At 67.2% G+C, this 1,940-nt stretch carries 2 protein-coding genes; both read right to left on the reverse strand.

The window, feature by feature from the left end; genetic code table 11:
• Window positions 1–579: 579 nt before the first annotated feature.
• Window positions 580–876: a hypothetical protein gene (locus MHY29_RS11925; RefSeq protein ID WP_224355386.1), complete on the reverse strand. Its 297-nt coding sequence runs from the start codon at window positions 874–876 to the stop codon at window positions 580–582.
• Window positions 873–1,655, reverse strand: coding sequence for a ParA family protein (locus tag MHY29_RS11930; RefSeq protein ID WP_239241505.1), 783 nt, complete (start codon window positions 1,653–1,655; stop codon window positions 873–875). The genes MHY29_RS11925 and MHY29_RS11930 overlap by 4 nt, the downstream gene beginning before the upstream one ends.
• Between the last annotated feature and the right edge of the window lie 285 nt (window positions 1,656–1,940).

The raw sequence follows: 1,940 nt of genomic DNA on the forward strand, positions 1-1,940 counted from the left end.
ACTACGACCTGGACACCCTGGCCGACAAGGTCCTCGTCGAGCATTAGGGGACGTGGTCGATTCGAGAGGGCATCGACCCGCACTCCCTCGCCTTTCAGCAGCTGTGCACGGCGCCCTCCACCCCTGCCCCGCCGAGGGCAGTCCCCCATGGCAACGGGGCAAACCCCGCACGTCGCCAGCTGGTCCACGCACCCCCGGCATGACAACGAGATGCCGCTGAACCTTGAAGCCCACCGTGCCGCAGATGAGCACCTTCCGGAGGCGCGACGACCGCCACACCCGCCCACCCAGTGAGGCTTCGCTCCGATACTCGGCACAATCGGTCGTTTCTGGCACACGCCCCAGACGTCTCCGGCAGCCTCCCCAAGTCGCCTGCCAGACGGCCAAAGACTGGCCTCAATCAGCTCGCCACAACACCGGCCCCGGCGGGGTTTGTGGCAGACGTCTTTCAGCCTGCCCACGTTGCGCAGTGAACACGGGGCCGGCACCCAGGACGCTCAAGGGTCCTCAGCCCTGGAAGGGGCAGGCGTCTCCGATGGCCTGGAGGATCAGCTCAGACCCCTCGGCCTGGCGCACCGGTCAGTTCATCAGGTGCGCGCGGACCAGGGCCTCGATGACCGCAGCCTGGCTGGGCGTTGCCGGGTTCGTGGCGGCCTCTCGGCGCACCGCGTCGCGGATCGCTTCGGGCACCCGCACGTTCAGCGCCACGGTCGGCGCCCCACGCCGAGCCAGGGGCGCATACCCGCCGGCCGGGTCCGAGGCTGTCGCCGGCTCTACGGGGATCACCGCTCCGGGAGCCGGGGTGTGGGGTGCCGGGGTGGGCTTGCGTCGCTGTGCTCGCAGGCTCAGGTCGGGCTCAAGCTGCTTCTCGTTCATGCGGTGATCCTTTCGAAGATGAGGCCGGCCAGGTCGGCGTAGGCGGCGGCGACGGGTTCGCCCTTCTCGTAGCGGCCTAGCCAGTCGCAGGCCAGACGTGCCTTTGGGACGATGGAGCGGGCGGGCACCAGGGGGGTGAGCAGCAGCCCGGTCTCGCGCAGCTCCTCGACGGCGACGGTCTGGTCCTTGGGGGTGATGTGGTCTCGGTAGTCCGAGACGACGATGCCCACCTCGACGAGCCGGTCTGCCGCTCCCAGCAGCGCCATGGACTGTTTGAACGCGGCCACGCTCTGGCGCGCCCCGTGTACCCCGTCGCAGCCGTCCGAGGTGGGGCGGGCGGCGTAGATCACCCCGTCTGAGGCGGTGAACGCGTTCTGGGTCAACGGCCCGCCCTGACGGTTGGGGCAGTCGATGACCACCAGATCTGCCTGCAGATCGCTCAAGGCCATGCGCAGACGCAGGTGGGCGTGGTCCGCTCGGTCGGACTCCTGGTGCGACAAGGACCGATCAGAGGGAACCACGCGAAGGTTCTCGTGCCAGCCGGAGGGCACGGCCAGATCCTGCACCCAGCCGGTGGGGTCGGGGTTGCCGATCACCGCGCCGATGTGCAGGCCAGGCTCGGTGGGTTCCACGTCCACCCACTTCGTGGCAGCCGCACGAGGATCCAGATCGATCAGGACCACCTGTCGGCCCTGCTCAGCCCAGGACATGGCCAAGGAAACAGCAGTCGTCGTCTTGGCGACACCGCCGGCCTCGGAGTAGACCATCAAGGTATGCATGCACGCATGCTTTTACGCAAGCTCCCTAGTCAGCAAGCATGCAAGCGTGCTGACTAGGGAGCATGCAAGTTAGCTAGCGTGCTAGCAAGTTTCTCTGGGTGCCTACTCAGGCAAACCAGGCAAAGAGCCCTCGCGGAACTACCGAAACCTTCAGAGCCGCCCATTAGGGCGTGTCTGAGAATAGATGCACGAGTCAGCTGAGACCCTGGGGACATGTCCCGGTTCCAGATGCTCTCTGACACCCAATGGGAGTTGATCGCCCCGATGCTCCCGACCCGGACCGGC

The organism is Micrococcus sp. ACRRV, assembly GCF_022346985.1.
GTDB classification, from domain to species: Bacteria; Actinomycetota; Actinomycetes; order Actinomycetales; family Micrococcaceae; genus Micrococcus; species Micrococcus porci.